The 2,266-nt window shown below is 66.3% G+C and carries 3 protein-coding genes; 1 reads left to right on the forward strand and 2 read right to left on the reverse strand.

What is annotated here, in order from left to right:
- Positions 1-202, reverse strand: a 202-nt coding sequence (locus R1101_RS31185; protein WP_232284808.1) for a hypothetical protein, incomplete at its 3' end; no start/stop codon positions are given.
- 384 nt (positions 203-586) lie between these two features.
- Positions 587-1,558 (reverse strand): pirin family protein, encoded by a 972-nt coding sequence (locus R1101_RS0121680; RefSeq protein ID WP_016935341.1) that lies wholly within the window; start codon positions 1,556-1,558, stop codon positions 587-589.
- A 140-nt stretch (positions 1,559-1,698) separates the two neighbouring features.
- Here R1101_RS0121680 and R1101_RS0121685 point away from each other — a divergent pair.
- A partial coding sequence (locus tag R1101_RS0121685; RefSeq protein WP_016935342.1) for a MerR family transcriptional regulator occupies positions 1,699-2,266 on the forward strand: 568 nt, incomplete at its 3' end.

Below are 2,266 nucleotides of genomic sequence, written 5' to 3' on the forward strand. Positions count from 1 at the left end.
GATCTGCAGTGGCGGAAGCGAAGCCGAACACTATGTCCACGTCGACGGGGGCAAACCGAGGAAGGTCGCCGGAACTGTTCGCGTTCGGGGAAGTGGTGCCGAGGGCATCGAGGTCCCTGCAGTCACAACAATCGATGCAACCGATGAGAGCGACAGTCGGACGCATATCGGCACAGCGGGTATCACGATCGTTGTGCATCACCTGCCGACGGTCGTGGAGCTTGCCGGTCCCGGCCTCATGGGCACGTGGGAAGGTGGCGGAGGTGTGCTCGCCACGATTTGCTGATCGGTCTCGTCCGTCGAGTGCCGCGGAGGGCAACGTCTCTGTGAAGCCCGGTCCTACCCTCGCGAGTTCCTCCGCGACGGGCAGTTCCTCGTAACTCGGTTCGATACCGGCGGTGTCCGGCGGAATCCACATCTGGACGAGGCGCACCGTCAACGGAGCGTGCGCATGGATCGCGAGATCGAAGTTCCCGGCGAACGGGAAACCCTGGCGGGTGTCGATCCAGCGGAGGTGTTGCCGGTACCGGTTGCCTGCCCGCCGGATCTTCATTCCGGCGGGCGAGGCCCTGGGCGACCGGTACGTCTAGGCCTTCTCGTCCGAGCCGCGCACGGCAGGAATCGACCCGAAACGCCCCGCGTGGAAGTCGTCCATCGCCTCGATGATCTCGGCCCGGGTGTTCATGACGAACGGACCTGCCATGACGACGCGTTCACGAATCGGCTTGCCGCCGAGCACGAACACCTCGAGCGCGTCGGTACGCGAATCCTGCATGGCGGCAGCAGAGATGGTCAGGCTCTCACCTCTGCCGAAGACGGCCGTCTGCCCGGTTCGGATCGGACGGTCTTCCGGTCCGACCGCGCCATCGCCGGCGAGTACGTATGCCAGCGCGTTGAACTCCGGGTTCCACGGCAGCGTGACGCTCGCTCCCGGCGCCACGGTCATGTGCAACAGGGTGATCGGTGTGTGCGTCGAACCGGGGCCGCGGTGCCCGTCGAGTTCTCCGGCGATCACCCGGATGAGCGCGCCACCGTCGGCCGAGGACAACAAGGCGACCTCGCCGCCACCGATGTCCTGATACCGCGGAGCGACGAACTTCTCGGCCTCGGGCAGGTTCACCCACAGTTGCACGCCGTGGAACAGCCCACCACTGACCACCAGGTGTTCCGGTGGCGCTTCGATGTGCAGGATGCCGCTGCCTGCGGTCATCCACTGGGTGTCGCCGCCACCGATCGTGCCGCCGCCTCCGTGGGAGTCGCGATGCTGCATGACGCCGTCGATCATGTAGGTGACGGTCTCGAATCCGCGGTGCGGATGCCAGGGTGTGCCTTTCGGTTCGCCGGGCGCGTAGTTCACCTCGCCCATCTGATCCATGTGGATGAACGGATCGAGGTGCTTCGTCTCGATGCCCGCGAACGCACGGCGGACGGGGAAGCCTTCGCCTTCGAAGCCGCGCGGGGCGGTGGTCACGGACAGGACGGGACGCGAGAGCGCGCCGGGTGTGGGCTCTTCGACGCGGGGAAGAGCGAGAACGTTGTCGACGGTTACGGCGGGCACGGTAACCCCTCTCGGTCATGTAGTTGATTTGTCAACTACCTTACTGCACTCAACTGCCGTCCTCCTCGGGTTGTTCCCGCCCGAGGTGCGCCGCATCCACGACTTGACCCTGACGTAGCGTCAGGGTCGATGCTGGAGCCATGAGGATCAGCGACTTGGCCCAGGCCGCAGGAACCACCGTTCGGGCCGTCCGGCACTACCACCGGCTCGGGCTCATGCCCGAACCCCCACGGGCACCCAACGGATATCGGGACTACGGGTTCGCCGACCTGGTGCGCCTGTTGCGCATCCGCTGGCTCGCCCAGTCGGGTGTTCCCTTGGGTTCGGTGGCGACAGTCCTCGGCGGCCGCTTCATCGACGGCGACGACCGCGATTCCGGGTCCGATCTCACCGCAGACCTCGAATCGCTGCTCGAGGCGGCGGATGCCCAGATCCGGACCCTGCAGGTCAAGCGTGATGCTCTCGCCGCGATCCTGGAGCGCCATCGCGCAGGCGACCGGCTCTCGCCCCTGCCGTCACCGATCGTCGATGCGTTCGACGAACTCGTCGACGGCGAGGACGACCCGCGTACCCGGACTCTGTTCGTGCGCGAGCGCGACAGCTGGGAGATGCTCGCACTCACCGGACAGGCCCCACCGGAATACCTCGAGGCACTGCGAACCCTGCTCGACGACCCCGGACAACGACACGCGATGGTTGCCGTCTACC

This window comes from Rhodococcus sp. R1101, from assembly GCF_000278445.1.
In the GTDB taxonomy this organism is placed as follows: domain Bacteria; phylum Actinomycetota; class Actinomycetes; order Mycobacteriales; family Mycobacteriaceae; genus Rhodococcus; species Rhodococcus gordoniae.